At 69.1% G+C, this 23,220-nt stretch carries 18 protein-coding genes and 2 tRNA genes; 17 read left to right on the plus strand and 3 right to left on the minus strand.

The features are described from left to right. Window positions 1–148: 148 nt before the first annotated feature. Window positions 149–1,327 (plus strand): PP2C family protein-serine/threonine phosphatase, encoded by a 1,179-nt coding sequence (locus tag GFH48_RS26180; RefSeq protein WP_153290592.1) that lies wholly within the window; start codon window positions 149–151, stop codon window positions 1,325–1,327. Between the two features lie 121 nt (window positions 1,328–1,448). Continuing rightward, window positions 1,449–1,904 (plus strand): HD domain-containing protein, encoded by a 456-nt coding sequence (locus GFH48_RS26185; RefSeq protein WP_228120958.1) that lies wholly within the window; start codon window positions 1,449–1,451, stop codon window positions 1,902–1,904. Between the two features lie 16 nt (window positions 1,905–1,920). Here the strand turns inward: GFH48_RS26185 and GFH48_RS26190 are convergent, their stop codons facing one another. Continuing rightward, on the minus strand, window positions 1,921–3,117 hold the full coding sequence (locus tag GFH48_RS26190) for an acyltransferase family protein (RefSeq protein ID WP_153290593.1): 1,197 nt from the start codon (window positions 3,115–3,117) through the stop codon (window positions 1,921–1,923). 634 nt (window positions 3,118–3,751) lie between these two features. Between GFH48_RS26190 and GFH48_RS26195 the strand changes: the two genes are divergently transcribed. Continuing rightward, window positions 3,752–3,946: a hypothetical protein gene (locus tag GFH48_RS26195; RefSeq protein ID WP_054231893.1), complete on the plus strand. Its 195-nt coding sequence runs from the start codon at window positions 3,752–3,754 to the stop codon at window positions 3,944–3,946. Between the two features lie 464 nt (window positions 3,947–4,410). Here the strand turns inward: GFH48_RS26195 and GFH48_RS26200 are convergent. Next, window positions 4,411–4,484 (minus strand) — tRNA-Gly (locus GFH48_RS26200). Between the two features lie 152 nt (window positions 4,485–4,636). Between GFH48_RS26200 and GFH48_RS26205 the strand changes: the two genes are divergently transcribed. From GFH48_RS26205 to clpX, 5 genes are all read left to right on the plus strand, one after another. After that, a tRNA-Pro gene (locus GFH48_RS26205) sits at window positions 4,637–4,713 on the plus strand. A 227-nt stretch (window positions 4,714–4,940) separates the two neighbouring features. Continuing rightward, a complete protein-coding gene (gene tig / locus GFH48_RS26210) occupies window positions 4,941–6,335 on the plus strand; it encodes a trigger factor (protein ID WP_153290594.1) in 1,395 nt (464 codons plus the stop codon). A gap of 442 nt (window positions 6,336–6,777) precedes the next feature. Continuing rightward, on the plus strand, window positions 6,778–7,383 hold the full coding sequence (locus GFH48_RS26215) for an ATP-dependent Clp protease proteolytic subunit (protein WP_060897745.1): 606 nt from the start codon (window positions 6,778–6,780) through the stop codon (window positions 7,381–7,383). Between the two features lie 128 nt (window positions 7,384–7,511). Next, window positions 7,512–8,192 (plus strand): ATP-dependent Clp protease proteolytic subunit, encoded by a 681-nt coding sequence (locus GFH48_RS26220; protein ID WP_153290595.1) that lies wholly within the window; start codon window positions 7,512–7,514, stop codon window positions 8,190–8,192. Window positions 8,193–8,352: 160 nt separating this feature from the next. Continuing rightward, window positions 8,353–9,639 (plus strand): ATP-dependent Clp protease ATP-binding subunit ClpX, encoded by a 1,287-nt coding sequence (clpX, locus tag GFH48_RS26225; RefSeq protein ID WP_153290596.1) that lies wholly within the window; start codon window positions 8,353–8,355, stop codon window positions 9,637–9,639. A gap of 85 nt (window positions 9,640–9,724) precedes the next feature. Here clpX and GFH48_RS26230 read toward each other — a convergent pair whose 3' ends face one another. After that, entirely contained in the window at window positions 9,725–10,681 is a 957-nt protein-coding gene (locus tag GFH48_RS26230; protein ID WP_153290597.1) for a hypothetical protein, read from the minus strand. Between the two features lie 135 nt (window positions 10,682–10,816). Here GFH48_RS26230 and GFH48_RS26235 point away from each other — a divergent pair, with 135 nt between their 5' ends. The 9 genes from GFH48_RS26235 to rodA all read left to right on the plus strand — a co-directional run bounded on the left by GFH48_RS26235 (window position 10,817) and on the right by rodA (window position 22,996). Further along, window positions 10,817–13,441 carry a valine--tRNA ligase gene (locus GFH48_RS26235; protein WP_153290598.1) on the plus strand — a complete coding sequence of 875 codons (2,625 nt, stop codon included), beginning with the start codon at window positions 10,817–10,819 and terminating at the stop codon, window positions 13,439–13,441. A 415-nt stretch (window positions 13,442–13,856) separates the two neighbouring features. Further along, window positions 13,857–15,395 (plus strand): bifunctional tetrahydrofolate synthase/dihydrofolate synthase, encoded by a 1,539-nt coding sequence (gene folC, locus GFH48_RS26240; protein ID WP_153290599.1) that lies wholly within the window; start codon window positions 13,857–13,859, stop codon window positions 15,393–15,395. A gap of 5 nt (window positions 15,396–15,400) precedes the next feature. Then, the gene (locus GFH48_RS26245; RefSeq protein WP_153290600.1) at window positions 15,401–15,754 is read left to right on the plus strand and encodes a DUF4233 domain-containing protein; all 354 of its coding nucleotides are present in this window, start codon (window positions 15,401–15,403) and stop codon (window positions 15,752–15,754) included. A gap of 126 nt (window positions 15,755–15,880) precedes the next feature. Further along, a complete protein-coding gene (gene ndk / locus GFH48_RS26250; protein ID WP_153290601.1) occupies window positions 15,881–16,294 on the plus strand; it encodes a nucleoside-diphosphate kinase in 414 nt (137 codons plus the stop codon). A gap of 323 nt (window positions 16,295–16,617) precedes the next feature. After that, window positions 16,618–17,637: a rod shape-determining protein gene (locus GFH48_RS26255; protein ID WP_153290602.1), complete on the plus strand. Its 1,020-nt coding sequence runs from the start codon at window positions 16,618–16,620 to the stop codon at window positions 17,635–17,637. Window positions 17,638–17,820: 183 nt separating this feature from the next. Beyond that, complete coding sequence (gene mreC, locus GFH48_RS26260) at window positions 17,821–18,765, plus strand: rod shape-determining protein MreC (RefSeq protein ID WP_153290603.1); 945 nt, start codon at window positions 17,821–17,823, stop codon at window positions 18,763–18,765. A gap of 12 nt (window positions 18,766–18,777) precedes the next feature. After that, the gene (gene mreD, locus GFH48_RS26265) at window positions 18,778–19,446 is read left to right on the plus strand and encodes a rod shape-determining protein MreD (RefSeq protein ID WP_153290604.1); all 669 of its coding nucleotides are present in this window, start codon (window positions 18,778–18,780) and stop codon (window positions 19,444–19,446) included. 98 nt (window positions 19,447–19,544) lie between these two features. Beyond that, entirely contained in the window at window positions 19,545–21,803 is a 2,259-nt protein-coding gene (gene mrdA, locus GFH48_RS26270) for a penicillin-binding protein 2 (RefSeq protein ID WP_153290605.1), read from the plus strand. After that, window positions 21,800–22,996 (plus strand): rod shape-determining protein RodA, encoded by a 1,197-nt coding sequence (gene rodA / locus GFH48_RS26275; RefSeq protein WP_153290606.1) that lies wholly within the window; start codon window positions 21,800–21,802, stop codon window positions 22,994–22,996. The genes mrdA and rodA overlap by 4 nt, the downstream gene beginning before the upstream one ends. Window positions 22,997–23,220: the final 224 nt, after the last annotated feature.

Here is a 23,220-nt window from a genome sequence, read left to right on the forward strand (position 1 = left end):
GGCCGCGGGGGGTGTGTGCCGTGACCTTCCCCATGGGGCTCCCCGTGCAGTTCACTGTGCGGTTCACTGTGATGTTGAGCGCTCGGACGGGGGACAAGTGGGACCTCCCGTGCCAAGCACCTGGTCCGATGGATAGGGTCCCGAACTAATGGCAGCAGGACGAGGGCGGCGCGCGGCGGCCGAGACGTTCACGGCCCGGTTGAAGAAGCAGTGGCACCGGGCCCGCACCGGCCTGCGCAGATCCGCCGTGGACTACTTCCGCGGGGACGGTTCCGACTGGATCGCCCTGGCCGGCCTGCTGCTCACGATTCCGGTGATCGCGGCGACCACTCTGGTCAACTCGGTCTGGTGCTCGCCTGCCGCGCTGGTCCTCCCGATCGTGGCGGGCGGCCTCCTGCTGCGCCCCGCGAGCCTGCTGGGTCTCTACGCGGCCGCCGCCACCGCGCTGATAGTGGAGTCCGTGAAACTCGGCCCGTACACGGAGGGCCCGTCCCGGGTGACCCCCGGTGTGGTCCTCGTCGTCGCGGCCTGTGGCTTCTTCGGCCTGCTGATCGCGCAGTTCCGCAGCCGCGTGGGCGTGCCCTGGCGGCGCGGCGGCACCATGCTCTTCGACCTGCGCGAGCGCATCCGGGTCCAGAGCAAGCTGCCGAAGCTGCCGCTCGGCTGGCACCGGGAGATGGCGCTGCGCCCGGCCGGCGGCCAGTCCTTCTCGGGCGACTTCGTGGTCGCGGCCCGTACGAACGGCGGCCGGACCCTGGAGGCCGTCCTCACGGACGTGTCGGGCAAGGGCATGGACGCGGGTTCGCGGGCGCTGCTCCTGTCCGGCGCCTTCGGCGGCCTGCTGGGCTCGCTCCCGCCGCACGCCTTCCTTCCCGCGGCCAACGGCTACCTGCTGCGTCAGGACTGGGACGAGGGCTTCGCCACCTCCATCCACCTGGTCCTCGACCTCGACTCCGGCGACTACGAACTCTTCTCCGCGGGACACCCGCCGGGGCTCCAGCTCAGCGCGGGCAGCGGGCGCTGGGAGGAGAAGGCGGCCGAGGGTCCGCTGCTCGGGGTGTACGACGGTGCCCAGTTCGACTCCGTCAAGGGTTCGCTGCGGCCCGGTGACGTCCTGATGCTCTTCACGGACGGCCTGGTGGAGACCTCCGACCGTGACATCGTCGAGGGCATCGACCGGCTCACCGGCGAGGCGGACCGCTATGTCGCGGGCGGCTTCCACGGCGCGGCCTGGCACCTCATCGAGGCGGTGGCCAAGGACGTGAACGACGACAGGGCGCTCCTGCTGATCTGCCGGGAAGCCCCCTCCCCGTCCCCGGCCCGCTGACCCCTCTCCCGACGGGCGTTCCTCGGCGCCGTACGGGCGCCCGCGCGCAGATCGCCGTGCCCGGCGCGACGGCGGGCGCGGTCCCGGCCCGCGCGGCCCTGCGACGGGAGACACTGGTGGGGTGACGCAGACTCTCCTGACCCTGGCCGAGATAGAGGCCCTCGCCCGTGCGGCGCACTCCGCCCAGACCGACAAGGCGGGGCGGCCGTACACCGAGCACCTCCAGGCCGTCGCGGACGGGGTGCGTGAGCGCGGCGGCGACGACGAACAGATGGCGGCGGCCTGGCTGCACGACGCCGTCGAGGACGACGTGCTCTCCGAGGACTGGCTGCGCGAGGCCGCGCTGCCCGACCGCACGCGGGACATCGTGCTGGCGCTCACCAAACGCGAAGGAGAGCCCCCGGAGTCGTACGCCGAGCGCATCCGTACGACTCCGGGCGCCCTCCTGGTCAAGGCCTCCGACCTGGCGCACAACGGTGACCCGGACCGGCTCGCGGTCCTCGACGAGCACACGCGCGCACGGCTCACGAAGAAGTACGCCGCCATGCGGGCCCTGCTGGGCCTGCCCCCGAACTGACTCCGGCCGCCCCCGCCTAGGTCCGTGCCCTGGCCCGTTCGCGGGCCAGTTCGGTGGCGTCCCGCTTGAAGGCCCAGTCCATGCTGGGCTCCATCGCGAAGCGGAAGACCCGCCGCACGGGTGCCGTGCACAGCAGGGTGACGACCGTGGCCGCGACGAGGGTCACGAAGATCTCACCGAGCGGCGTGTGCAGCCGCGCGTGGTCGAACCAGCCCCAGTAGGTGCCCGCCTTGACCAGGAAGCCGTGCAGCAGATAGCCGTACAGCGTGCCCGCGCCGAGTCCCGTGAACCACGTCCGGCGGCGCGGCACCCAGGAGTAGAAGCACGCGGTGAGCAGCAGCGAACAGCCGAAGAGGGCGAACACCATCATCGGGCCGACCCACCACGGGACACCGAGTTCCTGCGCGCTGTCGCGGTGGTAGAACCAGGCGGCGTTCATCCGCGGCACCGCCCACCAGCCCACCGCCAGCGCCGCGGCGAACACCGGCACCGACAGGATCCGCACCTCACGGCGGCGCGCCAGCTGGAAGTGCTCGGGCTTCATGACCAGGCCCAGCACGAAGAACGGGAGGAACTGGAGCACGCGCTGCAGGTCGAGGTCGTCACCGATGTCCGGTGAGACGGACGCGAGCATGGCGACGACGAGCGCGACCGGGAGCGGCCAGCGCACCAGCTTCCACAGAGGAGTGGTCAGCCGCCAGATGAACAGCGCGCACAGGAACCAGGTGAGGTACCACGGGTCGAGCAGGCTGATGGGCAGCGACGTGTCGCCGTCGGCCCAGCGCTTGAAGAGGACGTACGACACCTCGAAGACGACATAGGGGACGGCGACGCCGGTCACCAGCCGCTTCAGACGGTCGGGGCGCATGTCGAAACTGCGCGAGAAGTAGCCGGAGATGATGATGAAGGCCGGCATGTGGAAGGAGTAGACGACCGTGTACGCCGCCTCCAGCACGCGGCTCTGACCCTTCAGGGGCTCCCAGGCGTGCCCCATGGCCACGAGCACGATCGCCAGGTACTTGGCGTTGTCGAAGAAGGCGTCGCGCCGTGCCGCGGGCTTCGAGGCCGGGGCGGCGGCCCCGGTCGTTCCCGTCGTGGCGTGCTGCGCGGACTGATTCCGTGGTGGGCGCGGACCCGGCACTCCCCGGGCCGGCTGCTGTGCCGGGGGGAGTGGTGCTCGCTGCTGGCCGTTCGGTCGGAGCGAGTTCGTCACGGACCCTCCCACCAGGTACGGAGGGAGACGGTCCGGAACGTTGCTGCGCTGGCGGGGGGCGAGGCGGCGTGGAACATCTGAGGCACCCTAGCGTCGTGTGTGTGTCTTCGTAAAACCCTCGAGTTCATTCCTGCATATGGCCTGCGAGTACCCCGCATTTGAAGATGTGTGCCTGTTGGTTCGCACGCGATCCGCATACCGATTCGCCTACCGTATGCGGTTGTTGTGTGGACGCTCTGTCCTCATTCTTCACGACTAAACGGTGCATAAGGTTCGCGGGCGACTCTGGTGAAATGTCCGGTTCATTAGTCTTTAGTGGCCTGTTGGGGGCCGGTGTGCGGCTCCCTCGACGTGCGTGTGGGAATAATTGGAATTGCCTGCGAACGAGATGTGTGGACACGGCAACGGTCCCGTTGAATTCGCCGGCCCGGTGCGCCCTCGAATTGCACTGCGGGGCAGTGCGGTTCACCTGTCCCGGAACGCCGCCGCCGTGCGCGCTCCACGGGTCCGCGGCCGATGATGTGTCACCCGCGGCATAGGGGAGCCGCGTTGGTGGCACGATGGTTCTGGCGGGGGTGTGAGGGGTTGCATCCCCGGGCCGGGAGAGCGAACCGACCGTAGGGTGTGATCAGTTGTGGCCATCTCGCTGTCAGTGGTACTGCTGTTGGCGATCATCCTCGTGGTGTTGATACGGGGAGGATCGATCAAGGCGGGGCCCGCGATCGTCGCGGTGCTCTTCGGCTTCTTCCTCGCGTCGACCGGCATGGCTCCGTCCATCCAACGGTTCCTCGACTCGATAGCGCAGACCATCAACTCGATCAGCTTCTGACCGGCGGTCCCTGGCCGGCGGTCCCGGCCGGCGGCTGCCGACGGGCGGTTACGGGCCGTTCGGGCGATGCCCGATCCCGGTCCGACGGGGCCCCCGTGCGGCGACCGCGGACGCCGCCGACCGCGCCCCCGGCCGTCCCCGCTCGCCGCGCCTCACCGCTCCCGGGGTGACCGCCCTGCGCGGTCCGCGCCGGGCGTGCGACCTTTCGTGCCGTTCGCGCCCTGAGTGCCTTTTCGCGCCGCGGGTACCCCTTCGCGCCGTCGGCGCAACCGAACCCGCGTAGGTCAAGTCCGGATTCCGGCAGGGCCAGGGGTTCTGCCGAGCGCCCCGCGGCCTCTCGGAGCGACGTGCCGGCCCGGTGGATGAGGCACGGGCACGTGGCGGGCACGGAGGGCTGATCGGAGCCTCTGAAAGCGATCAGGGCCAGGCGGAGGAATGATCCTCCGGCCTGGCCCTGAGTCGTATGGAGCGGGCGACGGGAATCGAACCCGCGTAGCTAGTTTGGAAGACTAGGGCTCTACCATTGAGCTACGCCCGCATGCATCGCACCGCAGGTCAGTGACCGCGCCGCTGAAGGCATCGTAGCGGGTTGTACCCCCTGGACGCACACCCTGTTCCCGCGCCTCGCGGACGCCCGCGAAATGCGGCAGCCGCACTGCCTGCGGGCATGTACCCTACGTGTCGCACCGACGGGGTGTGGCGCAGCTTGGTAGCGCGTCCGCTTTGGGAGCGGAAGGCCGTGGGTTCAAATCCCGCCACCCCGACCACCAGTGGCATCCGGCGACCGAAGGCCGATGGCCGGGATCGCAAGATCGCCTTTTGGGGCGTGTACCGCCTGCGGTTACTATGCAGGTTGCGCGCCCGTATGTCTGCACTGTCACGTCTCTCAAGGGCTCGTGCATCCACTGAGGCTCCGCCCGACCGACCGGGCGGACGCACGCGGTGGAACCCCGCAGCAGTACCCCCAAGAAGTCAGCCACAAGGAGACCGAACCGTGAAGAGCGCCGTGGAGAACCTGAACCCGACCCGGGTTCGGCTCACTGTCGAGGTGCCCTTCGAGGAGCTCAAGGACAGCCTCGACGCGGCGTACAAGAAGATCAACCAGCAGGTCACGGTGAAGGGCTTCCGGAAGGGCAAGATCCCGGCCCGTGTCATCGACCAGCGGTTCGGTCGCGGCGCCGTGCTCGAAGAGGCCGTCAACGACGCGCTCCCGAAGTTCTACACCGAAGCGGTCAACGAGGCTGAGCTGAACGTCCTCGGCCAGCCCGAGGTCGACATCACCGAGCTGAAGGACGGCGAGACGCTGAACTTCACCGCCGAGGTCGACGTCCGTCCGGCCATCGAGATCCCGGACTACTCCGGCATCGAGGTCGAGGTCGACGCCATCGAGGTGAGCGACGAGGACATCGAGAAGGCCGTCGAGGAGCTCCGTGAGCGCTTCGCGTCCACCTCGCCGGTCGAGCGCGCCGCCGAGGAGGGCGACGTCGTCACGCTCGACCTGGAGGCCAAGGTCGACGGAGAGGTGCTGGAGGACGGCGTCGCCTCCGACGTCTCCTACACCATCGGCTCCGGCGAGCTGCTGGAAGGCATCGACGAGGCCGTCAAGGGCCTGGAGGCCGGTGGCGGGACCACCTTCACCTCCGAGCTCAAGGGCGGCTCCGCGGCCGGCAAGGAGGCCGAGGTCACCGTCAAGGTCAGCCAGGTCGCCGCACGCGAACTCCCCGAGCTGGACGACGACTTCGCGCAGCTCGCCTCCGAGTTCGACACCCTCGACGAGCTGAAGGCGGACAGCCGCAAGCGCCTCGAGAACATGAAGGAGTACGACCAGGCCACGCAGGCCCAGGAGCGCGTCCTGGAGAAGCTGCTCGAGCTGGTCGAGGTGCCCGTTCCCGAGAAGCTGCTCGAGGACGAGATCAACACCCGCAAGCACAACCTTGAGCACCACCAGCTCGGCCAGATGGGCCTCGACCTCGCGAAGTACCTGGAGATCCAGGGCAAGACCGAGGAAGAGTGGGACGCCGAGACCAAGGAAGCCGCGGTCAAGGGCATCAAGACGCAGTTCGTCCTCGACGAGCTCGTCAACAAGGAGAAGCTGAACGTCAACCAGGAGGAGCTCACCGAGCACCTCATGCGGCGCGCGGCCTCCTCCGGCATGTCCCCCGACCAGTTCGCCCAGGCGGTCGTCGAGGGCGGCCAGGTCCCGATGCTGGTCGGCGAGGTCGCCCGCGGCAAGGCGCTCGCGGTCGTCGTCGAGGCCGCCACGGTCAAGGACACGAACGGCGAGATCGTCGACCTGGACGACGAGGAGGACGAGACCGAGTCGTCCACCGAGGTCGTCGCCGAGGTCACCGACGGTGACGAGGCTTCCGAGGAGAAGCCCGAGGCGTAAGCGGGCCGGGCCGCAGCAGCTCTGCGACGGGCCCCCGGGGACTTCTTGTCCCCGGGGGCCCGTCGTCCTTCGGGGGGCGCGGGAAACGGCGCGAGCGACCCACGACGAGCCGCACCCGCCGTTGGACCGCCCGTGGCGGACCCGACCGCGGCTTCGTGCGCCGGGCAGGGGGGGGCGGATCGCGCCGTTCCCGCGCCCCCCTGCGGGGCGGAGACCCGCCAAACCCCCTGTCCGACCCGGCGGAGCGCATGCGCTCACAGCGAACAGTTCCTTCTGCGGGATTCCCCGGAGGGACCAGCGCGTTAGGGTCCATGAATACGAGGGCAGGGGAGTCCCCGAGCCGCCCGGAGCGGTGTTGCACCGGGGTCCCACGCCCCCAGCAGAAGACGTGAGACGGCCCGGCGCCGTCGTAAGACGAGCAGGTGGATACGTGACGAATCTGATGCCCACAGCTGCCGGCGACCCCATCGGTGGTGGCCTCGGCGACCAGGTCTACAACCGACTGCTCGGCGAGCGGATCATCTTCCTCGGCCAGGCGGTCGACGATGACATCGCCAACAAGATCACGGCGCAGCTGCTGCTCCTTGCCTCCGACCCGGACAAGGACATCTACCTCTACATCAACAGCCCCGGCGGTTCGATCACCGCCGGCATGGCGATCTACGACACCATGCAGTACATCAAGAACGACGTGGTGACGATCGCCATGGGCATGGCGGCCTCGATGGGCCAGTTCCTGCTCAGCGCGGGCACCCCCGGCAAGCGGTTCGCGCTGCCGAACGCGGAGATCCTGATCCACCAGCCGTCGGCCGGCCTCGCCGGCTCGGCCTCCGACATCAAGATCCACGCCGAGCGGCTGCTGCACACGAAGAAGCGCATGGCGGAGCTGACCTCGTTCCACACCGGCCAGACCGTGGAGCAGATCACCCGCGACTCGGACCGCGACCGCTGGTTCGACCCGATCGAGGCCAAGGAGTACGGCCTCATCGACGACATCATGCCCACCGCTGCCGGTATGCCGGGCGGCGGCGGCACCGGGGCCGCGTAAAGGCCCTCAGCGCCCTCAGGGCGGCTGTGGGGGCCCACCCGCCGCCATCCCGCCCTCGGGGCGGCGCAGGAGCCCCCAGCGCCCCCAGGCGACCGCCTCAGCCCTTTTCAGGCTCTTCAGGAGACACAGTGAACGACTTCCCCGGCAGCGGCCTCCATGCCCGCACGCAGGCCGAGTACACCGGTCCTCGTGCGGAGTCCCGCTACGTCATCCCGCGCTTCGTCGAGCGCACCTCGCAGGGCGTGCGTGAGTACGACCCGTACGCGAAGCTGTTCGAGGAGCGCGTGATCTTCCTCGGCGTGCAGATCGACGACGCCTCCGCCAACGACGTCATGGCGCAGCTGCTGTGCCTGGAGTCGATGGACCCCGACCGTGACATCTCGGTCTACATCAACAGCCCCGGTGGCTCCTTCACGGCGCTCACCGCGATCTACGACACGATGCAGTTCGTGAAGCCCGACATCCAGACGGTCTGCATGGGCCAGGCCGCCTCGGCCGCCGCGATCCTGCTGGCCGCCGGTACGCCGGGCAAGCGCATGGCGCTCCCGAACGCCCGTGTGCTGATCCACCAGCCCTACAGCGAGACCGGCCGCGGCCAGGTCTCGGACCTCGAGATCGCCGCGAACGAGATCCTCCGGATGCGCGCGCAGCTCGAGGACATGCTGGCCAAGCACTCGACCACGCCGATCGAGAAGATCCGCGAGGACATCGAGCGCGACAAGATCCTCACCGCTGAGGACGCGCTGGCGTACGGGCTGATCGACCAGATCATCTCCACCCGCAAGATGAACAATTCCGCGGTCGTCTGACGTACCGCTGTATCGTCTGCCGCTCCTTGGCGCGGTTCACGACAAAGTGAACCGCGCCAAGGGGGGCCCGAACGGGGGGCTCGGCAAGGTACCGTCGTTCATAAGGCAGCACCAGGAGCCGCTGGACCTAGGCGTCTCCCAGGCGAAGGGGAAGCACACCGTGGCACGCATCGGTGACGGCGGCGATCTGCTCAAGTGCTCGTTCTGTGGCAAGAGCCAGAAGCAGGTCAAGAAGCTCATCGCAGGCCCCGGTGTGTACATCTGCGACGAGTGCATCGATCTCTGCAACGAGATCATCGAGGAAGAACTCGCGGAGACGAGCGAGGTCCGCTGGGAGGAACTCCCCAAGCCTCGCGAGATCTACGAGTTCCTGGAGGGGTACGTCGTCGGCCAGGAGGCCGCGAAGAAGGCCCTCTCGGTCGCTGTGTACAACCACTACAAGCGGGTCCAGGCGGGTGAGAACGGCGGCGGCCAGAACCGGGACGACGCCATCGAGTTGGCGAAGTCCAACATCCTCCTGCTGGGTCCCACGGGCTCCGGCAAGACCCTGCTGGCCCAGACGCTCGCCCGGATGCTCAACGTCCCGTTCGCCATCGCCGACGCGACGGCGCTGACGGAGGCGGGCTACGTGGGCGAGGACGTCGAGAACATCCTGCTGAAGCTCATCCAGGCAGCGGACTACGACGTCAAGAAGGCCGAGACGGGCATCATCTACATCGACGAGATCGACAAGGTGGCCCGCAAGAGCGAGAACCCGTCGATCACGCGCGACGTGAGCGGTGAGGGTGTCCAGCAGGCGCTGCTGAAGATCCTGGAGGGCACGACCGCGTCGGTCCCGCCCCAGGGCGGCCGCAAGCACCCGCACCAGGAGTTCATCCAGATCGACACGACGAACGTCCTGTTCATCGTGGGCGGTGCGTTCTCGGGTCTGGAGAAGCTCATCGAGTCCCGCGCGGGTGCGAAGGGCATCGGCTTCGGCGCGACGATCCGCTCGAAGCGTGAACTGGAGGAGAAGGACCAGTTCGAGGACGTCATGCCCGAGGACCTGGTCAAGTTCGGCATGATCCCCGAGTTCATCGGCCGCCTCCCGGTCATCACGTCGGTCCACAACCTCGACCGCGCGGCGCTCCTCCAGATCCTCGTCGAACCGCGCAACGCGCTCGTCAAGCAGTACCAGCGTCTCTTCGAACTCGACGGCGTGGAGCTGGACTTCGAGCGCGAGGCGCTCGAAGCCATCGCCGACCAGGCCATCCTCCGCCAGACCGGCGCGCGCGGCCTGCGCGCCATCATGGAGGAGGTCCTCCAGGCGGTGATGTACGAGGTTCCCTCGCGCAAGGACGTGGCGAGGGTCGTCATCACGGCCGACGTGGTCCTGTCGAACGTCAACCCGACACTCATCCCGCGGGACGCCCGCGGGCGGGGCCCGGGGGAGCAGAAGACGGCGTAACCCGCAGATGGACACACCAGGCACATGACGAAGGGGCCCCGGTCGACCGACCGGGGCCCCTTCGTGTCCGTGCCGACGCGAACGGTCAGATCTTCTGGCGGACGTCGTCGCGGAGCTTGGCCGCCGTCGCCGCCGCGTCGTCCATCGAGCCGCTCTTGCCCGCGATGACGGTGGCCATGTCGTACGAGACCACGTAGGCGACCGTGCTGTGATCGCCCCAGACGCAGATCGGCATCCGGGTCGTCTTCCCGCTGGTCGTGGTCTCCACCATCTGGCACTTCATGACGCCGTTCTTGAAGCCGGCGGGCGTCATCTTCTGCGGGCTGCCGACGAGTTTGCCGTCGGAGGCGGAGCCCTTCCGGGACTGCTTCTCGGTGTTGTCGAACATGGCGTCGACGACCTTCTCCGGGTCGTCGATGCTGCCGTAGACGCCGCTGAACGTCACGGCCTTGCCGTCGACCGGGGTCCCGCTCTGGTAGCTCGCGCTGACGTCCTTGGGGTTCTTGATGCCCCAGCTCTCGGCGTCCTTGATGTCCGACTTGGACATCGTGCCGGACTGGGAGCCGCCGCTCTTCTTGTACGTGCCGCCGATCACCGTCGCCGGCGTCGTCAGCTTGTGCGCTCCGTCGTCCGCGACCGAGCTGCCGCCCCCGCCGCCACCGACGACCAGGGCCGCCGTCACGGCTATCGCCGCGACGACCGCCACCGCGGCGATGATGAGCACCGTCTTCTTCTTGCCGCCGCCGGGCGCGGGCGGCTGCGGGACACCGTAGGGCTGACCGTACGGGGGCTGCTGGCCGTAAGGCTGCTGCTGACCGTACGGAGGCGTCTGGGGCGGGACGCCCTGGGGAGCCTGGGGAGCCTGCTGGGGGTAGCCGTAGCCGGGCTGCGGGGGAGTCCCCGGAGCCTGCGCCGGGTAGCCGTAGCCGGGCTGGGGCGCCTGCGGCGGCTGGCCGTACGGGCCAGGCTGCTCCGGCTGACCGCCGTACGGTCCGGGCTGCTGGGGCTGCCCGCCGTACGGGCCCGGCTGGTTGTAGCTCATTCTGGGTTCCCCTCCAGATGCTTATGTGTTCCTGACATCCTGGCGCAACGGGCGAGGGGCCAGGTGTCCGGGGGCCGCACCGTTACGAAGTAATCCCGTTTCGGGACACGGGCGTGACGCCCCTAAACTGACCCCGTGACCGAGAACTCTCAGCAGCCGCAAGCAGCGCCCACCTCCGAACTGCCGACCCAGTACGCGCCGGCCGATGTAGAGGGGCCGCTCTACGAGCGCTGGGTAGAACGGGGTTACTTCGAGGCGGACGCCAAGAGCGACAAGCCGCCGTTCACGGTCGTCATCCCGCCGCCGAACGTCACGGGCTCCCTCCACCTCGGGCACGCCTTCGAGCACACCCTCATCGACGCCCTCACCCGCCGCAAGCGCATGCAGGGCTTCGAGACGCTGTGGCAGCCCGGCATGGACCACGCCGGCATCGCCACGCAGAACGTCGTCGAGCGGGAGCTCGGCAAGGAGGGCAAGTCCCGGCACGACCTCGGCCGGGAGGCGTTCGTCGAGCGCGTCTGGCAGTGGAAGGCCGAGTCCGGCGGACAGATCTCCGGGCAGATGCGCCGTCTCGGCGACGGCGTCGCCTGGTCGCGCGAGCGCTTCACGATGGACGAGGGTCTCTCCCAGTCCGTCCAGACCATCTTCAAGAAGCTCTACGACGACGAGCTGATCTACCGCGCCGAGCGCATCATCAACTGGTGCCCCCGCTGTCTGACCGCCATCTCGGACATCGAGGTCGAGTACCAGGACGACGACGGCGAGCTGGTCTCCATGAAGTACGGGGACGGGGACGACGCCATCGTCGTGGCCACCACCCGTGCCGAGACGATGCTCGGTGACACCGCCGTCGCCGTCCACCCCGACGACGAGCGGTACAAGCACCTCGTCGGCAAGCTCATCCGTCTCCCGCTGACCGAGCGGTCCATCCCGGTCGTCGCGGACGAGCACGTCGACCCCGAGTTCGGCACGGGCGCCGTCAAGGTGACGCCCGCCCACGACCCGAACGACTTCGAGATCGGGCAGCGCCACAACCTGCCGAACATCGCGGTCATGGACGAGCACGCCGTCATCACGGTCCCCGGCCCGTTCCAGGGCCTGGACCGCCTGGAGGCCCGTTCCGCGATCGTCGCCGCCCTGCGCGCCGACGGCCGGATCGTCGCCGAGAAGCGGCCCTACGTCCACTCGGTCGGCCACTGCTCGCGCTGCAAGACCACCATCGAGCCGCGGCTGTCCATGCAGTGGTGGGTCAAGGTCGGTCCGCTGGCGAAGGCCGCCGGCGACGCGGTCCGCGACGGCAAGGTCAAGATCCACCCGCAGGAGATGGAGAAGCGCTACTTCGACTGGGTCGACAACCTCCACGACTGGTGCATCTCGCGGCAGTTGTGGTGGGGCCACCGCATCCCCGTCTGGTACGGGCCGGGCGGCGAGATCGTCTGCGTCGGTCCGGACGACGAGGCCCCCACGGGCGAGGGATGGCACCAGGACACCGACGTCCTCGACACCTGGTTCTCCTCCGGCCTGTGGCCGTTCTCCACGCTCGGCTGGCCCGAACAGACCGAGAGCCTCGCGAAGTTCTACCCGAACTCCGTCCTCGTCACCGGCTACGACATCCTCTTCTTCTGGGTCGCCCGGATGATGATGTTCGGCCTGTACGCGATGGACGGCACCCCGCCGTTCCACACCATCGCCCTGCACGGCATGGTCCGTGACCAGTTCGGCAAGAAGATGTCCAAGTCCTTCGGGAACGCGGTCAACCCGCTGGACTGGATGGACAAGTACGGCAGCGACGCCCTGCGTTTCACGCTCGCGCGTGGTGCCAACCCCGGCGTCGACGTGCCGATCGGCGAGGACTGGGTCCAGGGCTCGCGCAACTTCGCGAACAAGATCTGGAACGCCACCCGCTTCGCGCTGATGAACGGCGCGACGGTCGAGGGTGAACTCCCGCCCGCCGAGGAGCTGTCGGCCACCGACCGCTGGATCCTGTCCCGGCTGAACGCCACGGTCGCCGAAGTGGACGCCCTCTACGACGACTTCCAGTTCGCCAAGTTGTCGGACGCCCTGTTCCACTTCGCCTGGGACGAGGTCTTCGACTGGTACGTCGAGCTGTCCAAGACGACGTTCATGGCGGGCGGCGAGCCGGCGAAGGTCTCCGGCCGGGTCCTCGGCGAGGTCCTCGACGTCACGCTGCGGCTGCTCCACCCGATCGTCCCGTTCGTCACGGACACGCTCTGGACGACCCTCACGGGCGGCGAGTCCGTCGTCATCGCCGAGTGGCCCAAGGACAGCGGCTTCCGCGACACCGCCGCCGAGCGGGAGATCGAGTCCCTCCAGTCGGTGATCACCGAGGTCCGCCGCTTCCGTAACGACCAGGGTCTCCAGCCCGGTCAGCGGGTCCCGGCCCGGCTTGACCTCGACGGGACCGCGCTGGCCCCGCACGAGGCGGCCATCCGGCAGCTGCTGCGTCTCCAGCCGGAGGGGGAGGCCTTCGCGGCCACGGCGACGCTGCCCGTCGCCGGTGCCACGGTGGCGCTCGACCTCTCCGGCACGATCGACGTGGCGGCCGAGCGGAAGCGGCTCGCGAAGGATCTCGCCGCGGCGGAGAAGGAGAAGGCGCAGGCGAACGCCAAGCTCGGCAACGAGGCGTTTCTCGCGAAGGCTCCGGACCAGGTCGTGGAGAAGATCCGTACGCGTCTCGCCAAGGCGGACGAGGACATGGCGCGGATCCGGACGCAGTTGGAGCGGTTGCCGGAGGCGTAGCGGCTCCGTTCACCGCCGGAGGCCCCCGGGGTTCAGCCGCGGGGGCCTCCGGCGGCCCCGGGTGTCTTCGCCCCCGCCGCCCCTGCCCGTCCCGTCCCCGGGGCTCCGCCCCGGACCCCCGCCAGGGGCGCCGCGCCCCCTGGACCCCCGCCGTCGCCCGAAGGGCTCGTCCTCAAACGCCGGACGGGCTGGAGACGCGGGCCCACGCTCATAGGTTGCGGACGGGCTGAGGGAGTGGGCCCGTGCTCGAAGGCCGGCGGCCGGCGGCCGGGGCACGTCTCTCAGTCCGTGCGGCGTTCGAGGACAAGGTCCTCGAGGCCGACGCGGGGGTCCCGGGGCGGCAGTCCCCGGTCGCGTCGCCCGACCCGCCCCCACCCACTCACAGCGAAGCGCCCCCGCTCCGTAGACTGGACCTGTGAGTGAGCTCCCCCCGTACGACAGCAGCGAGTCAGACGAGTCGGACCCGCGGGATCCGAACGGTGTCTTCGACGAGATCGTCGAGGCCGAGACCGACCGTGACCCCGATCTCGCGGTGATCGAGGCCGGCAGCCGCACCCTGCGCGCGCAGGGCAGCGCCGCCCAGCGGGTCGACGTACCCGCCCGGCCGGGCGACCCCGAGACCGACAAGGCGCTGCGCGAGGTGGAGGCCGACCTCGCCACCCGCTGGGGCGAGACCAAGCTGGAGCCCTCCGTCAGCCGCATCGCCGCGCTGATGGACGTCCTGGGCGAGCCGCAGCGCGCGTACCCCTCGATCCACATCACCGGAACGAACGGCAAGACGTCCACCGCGCGCATGATCGAGGCACTGCTCGGCGCCTTCGACCTGCGCACCGGCCGGTACACCAGCCCGCACGTCCAGTCGGTCACCGAGCGGATCAGCCTCGACGGGACCCCGATCTCCGCCGAGCGGTTCATCGAGACGTACGAGGACATCAAGCCGTACGTCGAGATGGTCGACTCGCAGCAGGAGTACCGGCTCTCGTTCTTCGAGGTGCTCACGGCCATGGCGTACGCGGCCTTCGCGGACGCGCCCGTGGACGTGGCCGTCGTCGAGGTCGGGATGGGCGGCAGCTGGGACGCCACCAACGTGATCGACGGCGCGGTGGCCGTGGTCACCCCCATCGACCTCGACCACACCGACCGCCTCGGCACGACCCCCGGTGAGATCGCCACCGAGAAGGCCGGCATCGTCAAGCAGGACGCGAACGTGATCCTGGCCCAGCAGCCGGTGGACGCGGCCCAGGTGCTGCTGAAGAAGGCCGTCGAGGTCGACGCCACCGTGGCCCGCGAGGGCCTGGAGTTCGGGGTCGTGGCCCGGCAGGTCGCCGTGGGCGGCCAGCTGGTCACGCTGCGCGGGCTCGGCGGGGAGTACGAGGAGATCTTCCTGCCGCTGCACGGCGCCTACCAGGCGCACAACGCCGCCGTGGCGCTCGCCGCGGTCGAGGCGTTCTTCGGCGTCGGTGCCGCGCACGCGCAGAGCCTCGACATCGACACCGTCCGCAAGGCCTTCGCCTCGGTGACCTCGCCGGGCCGCCTGGAGATCGTGCGGCGCTCGCCGACCGTCGTCCTGGACGCCGCGCACAACCCGGCGGGCGCCCGCGCCACCGCCGAGGCCGTCAGCGAGGTCTTCGACTTCAGCCGGCTGATCGGTGTGGTCGGCGCGAGTGCCGACAAGGACGTGCGAGGGCTGCTGGAAGCCTTCGAGCCGATCTTCTCCGAGGTCGTGGTCACGCGGAACTCCAGTCATCGCGCGATGGACGTGGACGAACTCGCCGGGATCGCCGTCGAGATCTTCGGTGAGGACCGGGTGCAGGTCGAGCCGCGCCTCGACGACGCGATCGAGGCCGCGATCACGCTGGCCGAGGAGGAGAGCGAGTACTCCGGCGGCGGCGTCCTCGTCACCGGGTCCGTCATCACCGTCGGCGAGGCCCGACTGCTTCTGGGAAGGCGTTGACCGCCGTGCGTACGCTCTGTGCTTCGACCTTGATCGGCGAGTTCTTCGTCGTCGGCTTCGCCGGGCTGGTGGCGATGAAGGACCCGGGGCTGTCCACGGCCACCGTCTGGACGGTCAGTGGGATCGTCATGGTGCTGAGTGTCCTGCTCTGTGGCATGATCACCCGACCCGGAGGCGTGCAGCTCGGCTGGGCCCTTCAGATCGTGCTGATCGCCAGTGGGTTCTTCGTGACCTCGATGTTCTTCCTGGGCGCGGTCTTCGCCGCCCTGTGGTGGGCTTCGGTGCACTACGGCCGGAAGATCGACGAGGCGAAGGCGCGGTTCGCCGCGCAGGCGGAGGCGGAGGGGCACGCCGCGTAGCGGACGCGCCCCGCGGTTTCCGCGTGACCCGGGCGGCCCCGTACCACCTGACTCTGCGTGACACCCACCCCGACACGCCCTGTAGCCTCGGTCACCCGCACACTCGTGACCTGAAGGAGCACCACCGTGAGCCAGCGCACCCTCGTCCTCCTCAAGCCCGACACCGTCCGTCGTGGCCTGACCGGCGAGATCATCAGCCGCATCGAGCGCAAGGCCGGCTGGCAGATCACCGCGCTGGAGCTGCGGACGCTGGACCAGGACACGCTGGAGCAGCACTACGGCGAGCACAAGGGCAAGCCGTTCTACGAGCCGCTGGTCGAGTTCATGGCGTCCGGCCCGGTCGTGGCGCTGGTCGTCGAGGGCGATCGGGTCATCGAAGGGGTGCGGGCGCTGGCCGGCCCCACCGACCCCATCGCCGCCGCCCCCGGCTCCATCCGTGGTGACTTCGGCGTCATCGTCCGCGAGAACCTGATCCACGCCTCGGACTCCGAGGAGTCCGCCGAGCGCGAGCTGAAGATCTTCTTCCCCGGCCGCGACTGAGTTCCACGGACCGGCGAGCGCTAATTTTCCGCGAATTTTTCGTGGGGCGGTCTCGTCGTCCGGACGTCCCGTCCGGGGCGGCCGCGGAATTTCCGCCCCTCCTGTGGCATATGCGTGGCGATCGGGGGAACGCGTGCCCCCGATGGCCCGTCTCCACAAGCGGGGCGGCGCCGCACATGCTGACAATGGCGAAGACCCTCGCGCAGTGTTCGTGCAGGCGCGTCTACGATGTAAGCCTTCACGTCACAGCACCCACCTCGCCTACCTAACAAGCCGTCAAAGCTCCACTTGGGAAGGCCAGACGAATCCTGATGGGGAACTCAATGTCGTTCATCGGCCGTGACATGGCTGTCGACCTCGGGACCGCCAACACGCTGGTGTACGTCAGGGGTCGCGGGATCGTACTCAACGAGCCGTCCGTCGTCGCGATCAACACCAACACCGGTGGCATTCTCGCGGTCGGCGCGGAGGCCAAGAAGATGATCGGGCGGACCCCCGGCAACATCGTTGCCGTACGTCCGCTGAAGGACGGCGTCATCGCCGACTTCGAGATCACCGAGCGCATGCTCCGCTACTTCATCCTGAAGATCCACAAGCGGCGCTACCTCGCCCGCCCCCGTGTCGTCGTCTGTGTGCCCTCCGGTATCACGGGAGTCGAGCGCCGTGCCGTCATCGAGGCGTCGTCCCAGGCCGGCGCCCGCCAGGTGCACATCATCGAGGAGCCCATGGCCGCGGCCATCGGTTCCGGCCTGCCGGTCCACGAGGCCACGGGCAACATGGTGGTGGACATCGGCGGCGGCACCACGGAGGTCGCGGTGATCTCGCTCGGCGGCATCGTCACCGCCCAGTCCATCCGCGTCGCGGGCGACGAACTGGACAACGCGATCATCCAGCACATCAAGAAGGAGTACAGCCTCCTCCTCGGTGAGCGGACCGCGGAACAGATCAAGATCACGATCGGTTCGGCGTACGACCTCGACACCGACGAGCACACCGAGATCCGTGGCCGCGACCTCGTCTCCGGGCTGCCCAAGACCGTGGTCATCTCCGCGGCCGAAGTCCGCAAGGCGATCGAGGAGCCGGTCAACGCGATCGTCGACGCCGTGAAGACCACGCTCGACAAGTGCCCGCCCGAGCTGTCGGGCGACGTCATGGACCGCGGAATCGTTCTGACCGGCGGTGGAGCCCTGCTGCGGGGTCTCGACGAGCGGCTGCGCCGCGAGACCGGCATGCCGATCCACATCGCCGAGGACCCGCTGGACAGCGTGGCGCTCGGCGCCGGCAAGTGCGTCGAGGAGTTCGAGGCACTCCAGCAGGTGCTGGACGCCCAGCCGCGCAGATGAGGTAACTCTTCGGTTCCGCCGTACGAGATGATCTCCTCTCGTACGGCGGATCGTTGATATAGAGGCATAAGCTCACCCAAAGAGCCTCTTGGGGCAGCCTCTTGGGGAGGCCCTACGGTCAGCCTTGCGGGCTGCCCTCTTTGGGTACGACGAATACCGACGAGGAAGGCACGGCCGCCGCACGTGAGGGACACACGAGAGAGCCGGCTGCTCCTGGTGCTGCTGATCGCCATCGCGTTCGCTCTGATCACGGTGGACATCCGGGGCGGAGAGGACTCACCGGTCCAGGGTGCCCGTCAGGCCGCCGCGACGGTCTTCGGCCCGATCGAGAACGGGGTGTCCTCCGCGGTCGACCCCGTCGGCAACGCGATCACCGCGGTCCGTGACTCGGACGACCGGCACGACCGCGTCGCCCGGCTCGAACACGACAACGCGGCGCTGAAGGCGAAACTCGGCAGCGACGACCGCAACCGCAGCCGGTTGGGCCAGCTCGACAAGATGCTGCGCATGGCCGGCGACGGACAGTACGGCATCAAGGGCGCCGAGGTCATCGCCATAGGAGCGGCCCAGGGCTTCTCCTGGACCGTGACGATCGACGTCGGCGCGAACGACGGCATCACCCGCGACATGACCGTCCTGAACGGGGACGGACTGGTCGGACGCATCACCACCGTCGGCCCCGACACCTCCACCGTCCTGCTCGCCAACGACCCCGACTTCACGGTCGGCACCCGCATGGAGTCGAGCGACGAACTCGGCTTCGCCTCCGGCCAGGGCGACCGCCCGCTGCGCGTCGAACTGCTCAACGGCAAGGCGAAGATCAAGAAGGGCGACCGGATGGTCACCTTCGGGTCCCAGGCCGACAAGCCCTTCGTGCCGGGCGTCCCGGTCGGCGTGGTCTCCCGCGTCGACCCCTCCGGCGGCGGCCTGACCCGCACGGTCTACGTGACGCCGTACGCCTCGTTCACGAAGCTCGACATCGTCGGCGTCGTCGTCCGGGCCCCCCGCAAGGACCCCCGCGACGAGGTCCTGCCCCCCAAGCCCAGACCGACGCCCACGCCGACCGTGACCGTCACGGTCACCCCCTCGGCGAGCGCCCCCCTCGACGGCCAGCAGCAACAGCAGTAGGAGCCGAATCCCATGCGTCTCAACCGGATGCTGCTCTCCACCACCCTGGTGGTCGTCGCCCTGGTGATCCAGGTGAGCGTCCTCGCCCGTCTCCACCTCCCCGGCGCGGTGCCGGACCTGGTCCTGCTGACCGTGCTGGCCCTCGCGATGGTCTACGGCCACGTCGGCGGCGCCCTCATCGGCTTCGGCGCGGGCCTGCTCGCCGACCTCGCGCCCCCCTCCGACCACGCGGCCGGCCGCTACGCCCTCGTGCTGTGCGTCATCGGCTACCTCGCCGGTCTGGTGAAGCCGGAGAACGGCCAGCTCAAGTCCGCGACCGGACCGATGGCCGTGGTCGTCGCCGCCGCGGTCGGTTCCACCCTGCTCTACGCCGGTGTCGGCGCCCTCGTCGGCGACACCGCGGCCCGTCACGTGGGCCTCGGCGGCCTGCTGTTCTCGGCCGCGCTCTACGACCTGCTGCTCGCCCCCTTCGTGGTGCCGGGGCTGATGGCGCTGGCCCGGCGTGCCGAGAACAACCCGCTCGGCGAGTCCGGCACGTCCGCGAAGGCCGCCGACGTGTCCTCGGGATGGCTCGCCTCCGGCACCGGCCTGCGCATCGGCAGCCAGCGCGGTATGCGGGTCAAGGCGGCCAGGGCGCGCGTCGCCCGCGCGGGGCGCATCAAGGGGGTCAAGCGACTGTGACCGCAGATGAGTTCACTCCGGGCGCCGTGGCTCGCGCACACAGGTTGGCCGGGTATTCGTATGTCTCGTACACACACTGAGAGGGGGAGGCAGCAGCAGTGACCAACATCCCCGAGACCGGCAGGACCCCACGGGTCCAGATCCGACTCGTCGTCATCCAGATTCTCGTGCTCTCCCTCCTCGGTACCCTCGGCGGCCGCCTCTGGTACCTCCAGATCCGCAACGGCGACGAGTACGCCAAGGAAGCCTCCGGCAACCACGTCCAGCAGGTCGTCCAGCCCGCCGTGCGCGGCTCGATCCTCGACGCGCGGGGTGTGCCGATCGCCGACAACGAGACCCGGCTGGTGGTCTCCGCCTCGCGCACCGACCTGCTGAAGATGAAGGACGACGGCAAGGCGGTGCTGACCAAGCTCGCCGGCGTGCTCGGCGAGAAGCCCGAGGACATCATCCAGAAGGTCCGGCTGTGCGACGCGAAGACCCCGCAGCCCTGCTGGAACGGCTCGCCCTACCAGCCGATCCCCATCACGGACGAGGCCACCGCCAAGCAGGCCCTGCAGATCCGTGAGCGCTCCGAGGACTTCCCCGGCATCACCGCCGAACCCGAGGCGGTACGGCGCTACGCCGCTCCGGGCAAGTCCAACGCCGCCCAGGTCCTCGGCTACCTCTCGCCGGTCACGGACGCCGAGATCACCAAGGCCAAGGACAGCGACTCGCCGTACCTGCGCTCCGACCAGGTCGGCCGCTCCGGCCTGGAACGCCAGTACGACAAGGAACTGCGCGGCAAGGCCGGCATCACCCGCTACGAGGTCGACAACCTGGGCCGCGTCATCGGCAAGGCCAAGAGCGACAAGGCCGAGTCCGGCGCGAACCTCGTCACCAGCATCGACGCCCGCGTCCAGCGCGTCGCCGAGTACGAGCTGAACAACGCGATGAAGATCGCTCGTACCCAGTACGACAAGATCACCAGCGAGAACTACAAGGCCGACTCCGGCGCGGTCGTCGTGATGGAGGCCAAGACCGGCCGGATCGTCGCCATGGCGTCCAACCCGACGTACGACCCGAACGCCTGGGTCGGCGGCATCTCCGCCAAGGACTACCAGCAGCTGACCGGCAAGGGTTCCGACTACCCGCTGCTCAACAGGGCCATACAGGGTCAGTCCGCGCCCGGCTCGACGTTCAAGGTCGTCTCCACGGCCGCCGCGGTCGAGGCCGGCTACGACTTCGACGGCCACTACCCGTGCACCAGCTCGTACTCCGTCGGCAGCCAGGTCTTCAAGAACTTCGAGGGCGAGAACTTCGGCCCCATCTCCCTCGGCCGGGCCCTCGAGGTCTCCTGCGACACCGTCTTCTACGGCCTCGCGGACAACGAGTGGAAGAAGGACGGCGGCATCAACCCGAAGAAGACCCCCAAGGACTTCTTCTACAAGGCCGCCCACCAGTTCGGCCTCGGCAAGGAGACCGGCGTCGACCTGCCGAACGAGGTCACCGGCCGCGTCCCCGACCGCCAGTGGAAGCAGAGCTACTGGAAGGCCAACAAGGCCGTCTGGTGCAAGACCGGCAAGAAGGACGGCGACTACGTCCAGAAGATCGCGTACGAGAACTGCCTCGAAGGCAACAAGATGCGCGAGGGCGACTCGATCAACTACTCCATCGGTCAGGGCGACACCCTCGTCACCCCGATCCAGGAGGCCATGATCTACGGGGCGCTCGCCAACGGCGGCACCGTGCACACGCCCACCATCGGCAAGGCGATCGTCAGCGCCGACGGCAAGAGCGTCAAGGAGATCAAGCCTCGGACCCGCGGCCGACTGCCGATCAGCAAGGCCACGCTCAAGGGCATGGACGCCGCCCTGGAAGGCGTCGTCACCCGCGGTACGGCCGCCTGGAAGTTCGGCGGCTGGCCGCAGGACAAGATCCCGCTGCACGCCAAGACCGGTACCGCCGAGGTCTACGGCAAGCAGACCACGTCCTGGCTCGCCACGTACTCCAAGGACTACACGATCGTCATGACGATCGCCCAGGCCGGTACGGGTTCCGGCGCCTCCGGTGAAGCCGTGCGCAACATCTACAACGCCCTGTACGGCGTCTCGCCCGACGGTGCCATCGACAAGAAGAAGGCCCTGCTCCCCACCCCGCAGAAGAGCCTTCCCAAGATCCAGCCCGACGGTTCGGTCGACTCCCCGGAGATCTCCAAGGACCCGGCCAAGGACCAACAGGCCAACAAGAAGGACACCTCCGGCACCGCCGACCAGAACCAGGACGGAGCCACCACGCCGTCGCCGAACACCAGCAACCGCGACACCCGCAGGCGTTCGCAGCGCCCGCGGAAGCGGCGGAGGACGAGGATCCTGACATGACCGGAGCGAACAACTTCTCCGTCTCCGGGTACGGCCCCGAGCGCGGCGGCATGTCCCGGCTCCTCGCCCGCGACTCGCTGGCCCGCCGCCTCGACTGGCCGATACTGCTCTCGGCCGTCGCGCTCTCGCTGATCGGCTCGGCCCTCGTCTACTCGGCGACCCGCAACCGCACCGAGATCAACCAGGGCGACCCGTACTACTTCCTCATCCGCCACCTCATGAACACCGGCATCGGCATCGCGCTGATGATCGGCACGGTCTGGCTCGGTCACCGCACCCTGCGCACCGCGGTCCCGATCCTCTACGGCCTGTCGGTCTTCATGATCCTGCTGGTGCTCACCCCGCTCGGCGCGACGATCAACGGCCAGCGCAACTGGCTCGTCGCGGGCGGTCTGTCGCTCCAGCCCGCCGAGTTCACCAAGATCACGATCATCCTGGGCATGGCGATGCTGCTGGCCACCCGGGTGGACGCGGGTGACAAGCAGTACCCCGACCACCGCACGGTGCTCCAGGCGCTGGGCCTCGCGGCCGTCCCGATGATGATCGTGATGCTCATGCCCGACCTCGGCACGATCATGGTCGCGGTCATCATCGTGCTCGGTGTGCTGCTCGCCTCCGGCGCCTCCAACCGCTGGGTGTTCGGCCTGCTCGGCGCCGGCGCGCTGGGAGCGGTGGCGATCTGGCAGCTCAAGATCCTCGACGAGTACCAGATCAACCGTTTCGCCGCCTTCGCCAACCCCGACCTCGACCCGGCCGGCGTCGGCTACAACACCAACCAGGCGCGGATCGCGATCGGCTCCGGCGGGCTCTTCGGCACCGGCCTGGGGCACGGTTCCCAGACGACGGGCCAGTTCGTGCCCGAACAGCAGACGGACTTCGTCTTCACGGTCGCGGGCGAGGAACTGGGCTTCGTGGGCGCCGGTCTCATCCTGTTCCTGCTGGGCGTCGTGCTCTGGCGGGCCTGCCGCATCGCGCGCGAGACCACCGAGCTGTACGGCACGATCGTCGCCGCCGGCATCATCGCCTGGTTCGCCTTCCAGGCCTTCGAGAACATCGGCATGACGCTCGGCATCATGCCGGTCGCCGGTCTCCCCCTCCCCTTCGTCTCCTACGGCGGCTCATCGATGTTCGCGGTATGGGTGGCGGTGGGCCTGTTGCAGTCGATCAGAGTCCAACGGCCCATGTCGGCGTAGGCCACCGGCGGTTGGGCGGGGACGCCTTGCGCGAGGCGCCGGGCCGGGCGCACGCGGGAAGCGTCGCCGGGCGCGCCCGTCTTCAGGGTGGCCCGGGTCCGGCGGCCGGTCGGCGGCCGGTCGTCGCCCGGCCGGTGGCCGGGGCCCGCGATGCCAGGGGCCTGCCGATGGGTGGGGCCCGCTCGATGCGTGGGGCTCGCTCGGTGGCCGGGGGCTGCCCGACC

The organism is Streptomyces fagopyri (assembly GCF_009498275.1).
Classification (GTDB): domain Bacteria; phylum Actinomycetota; class Actinomycetes; order Streptomycetales; family Streptomycetaceae; genus Streptomyces; species Streptomyces fagopyri.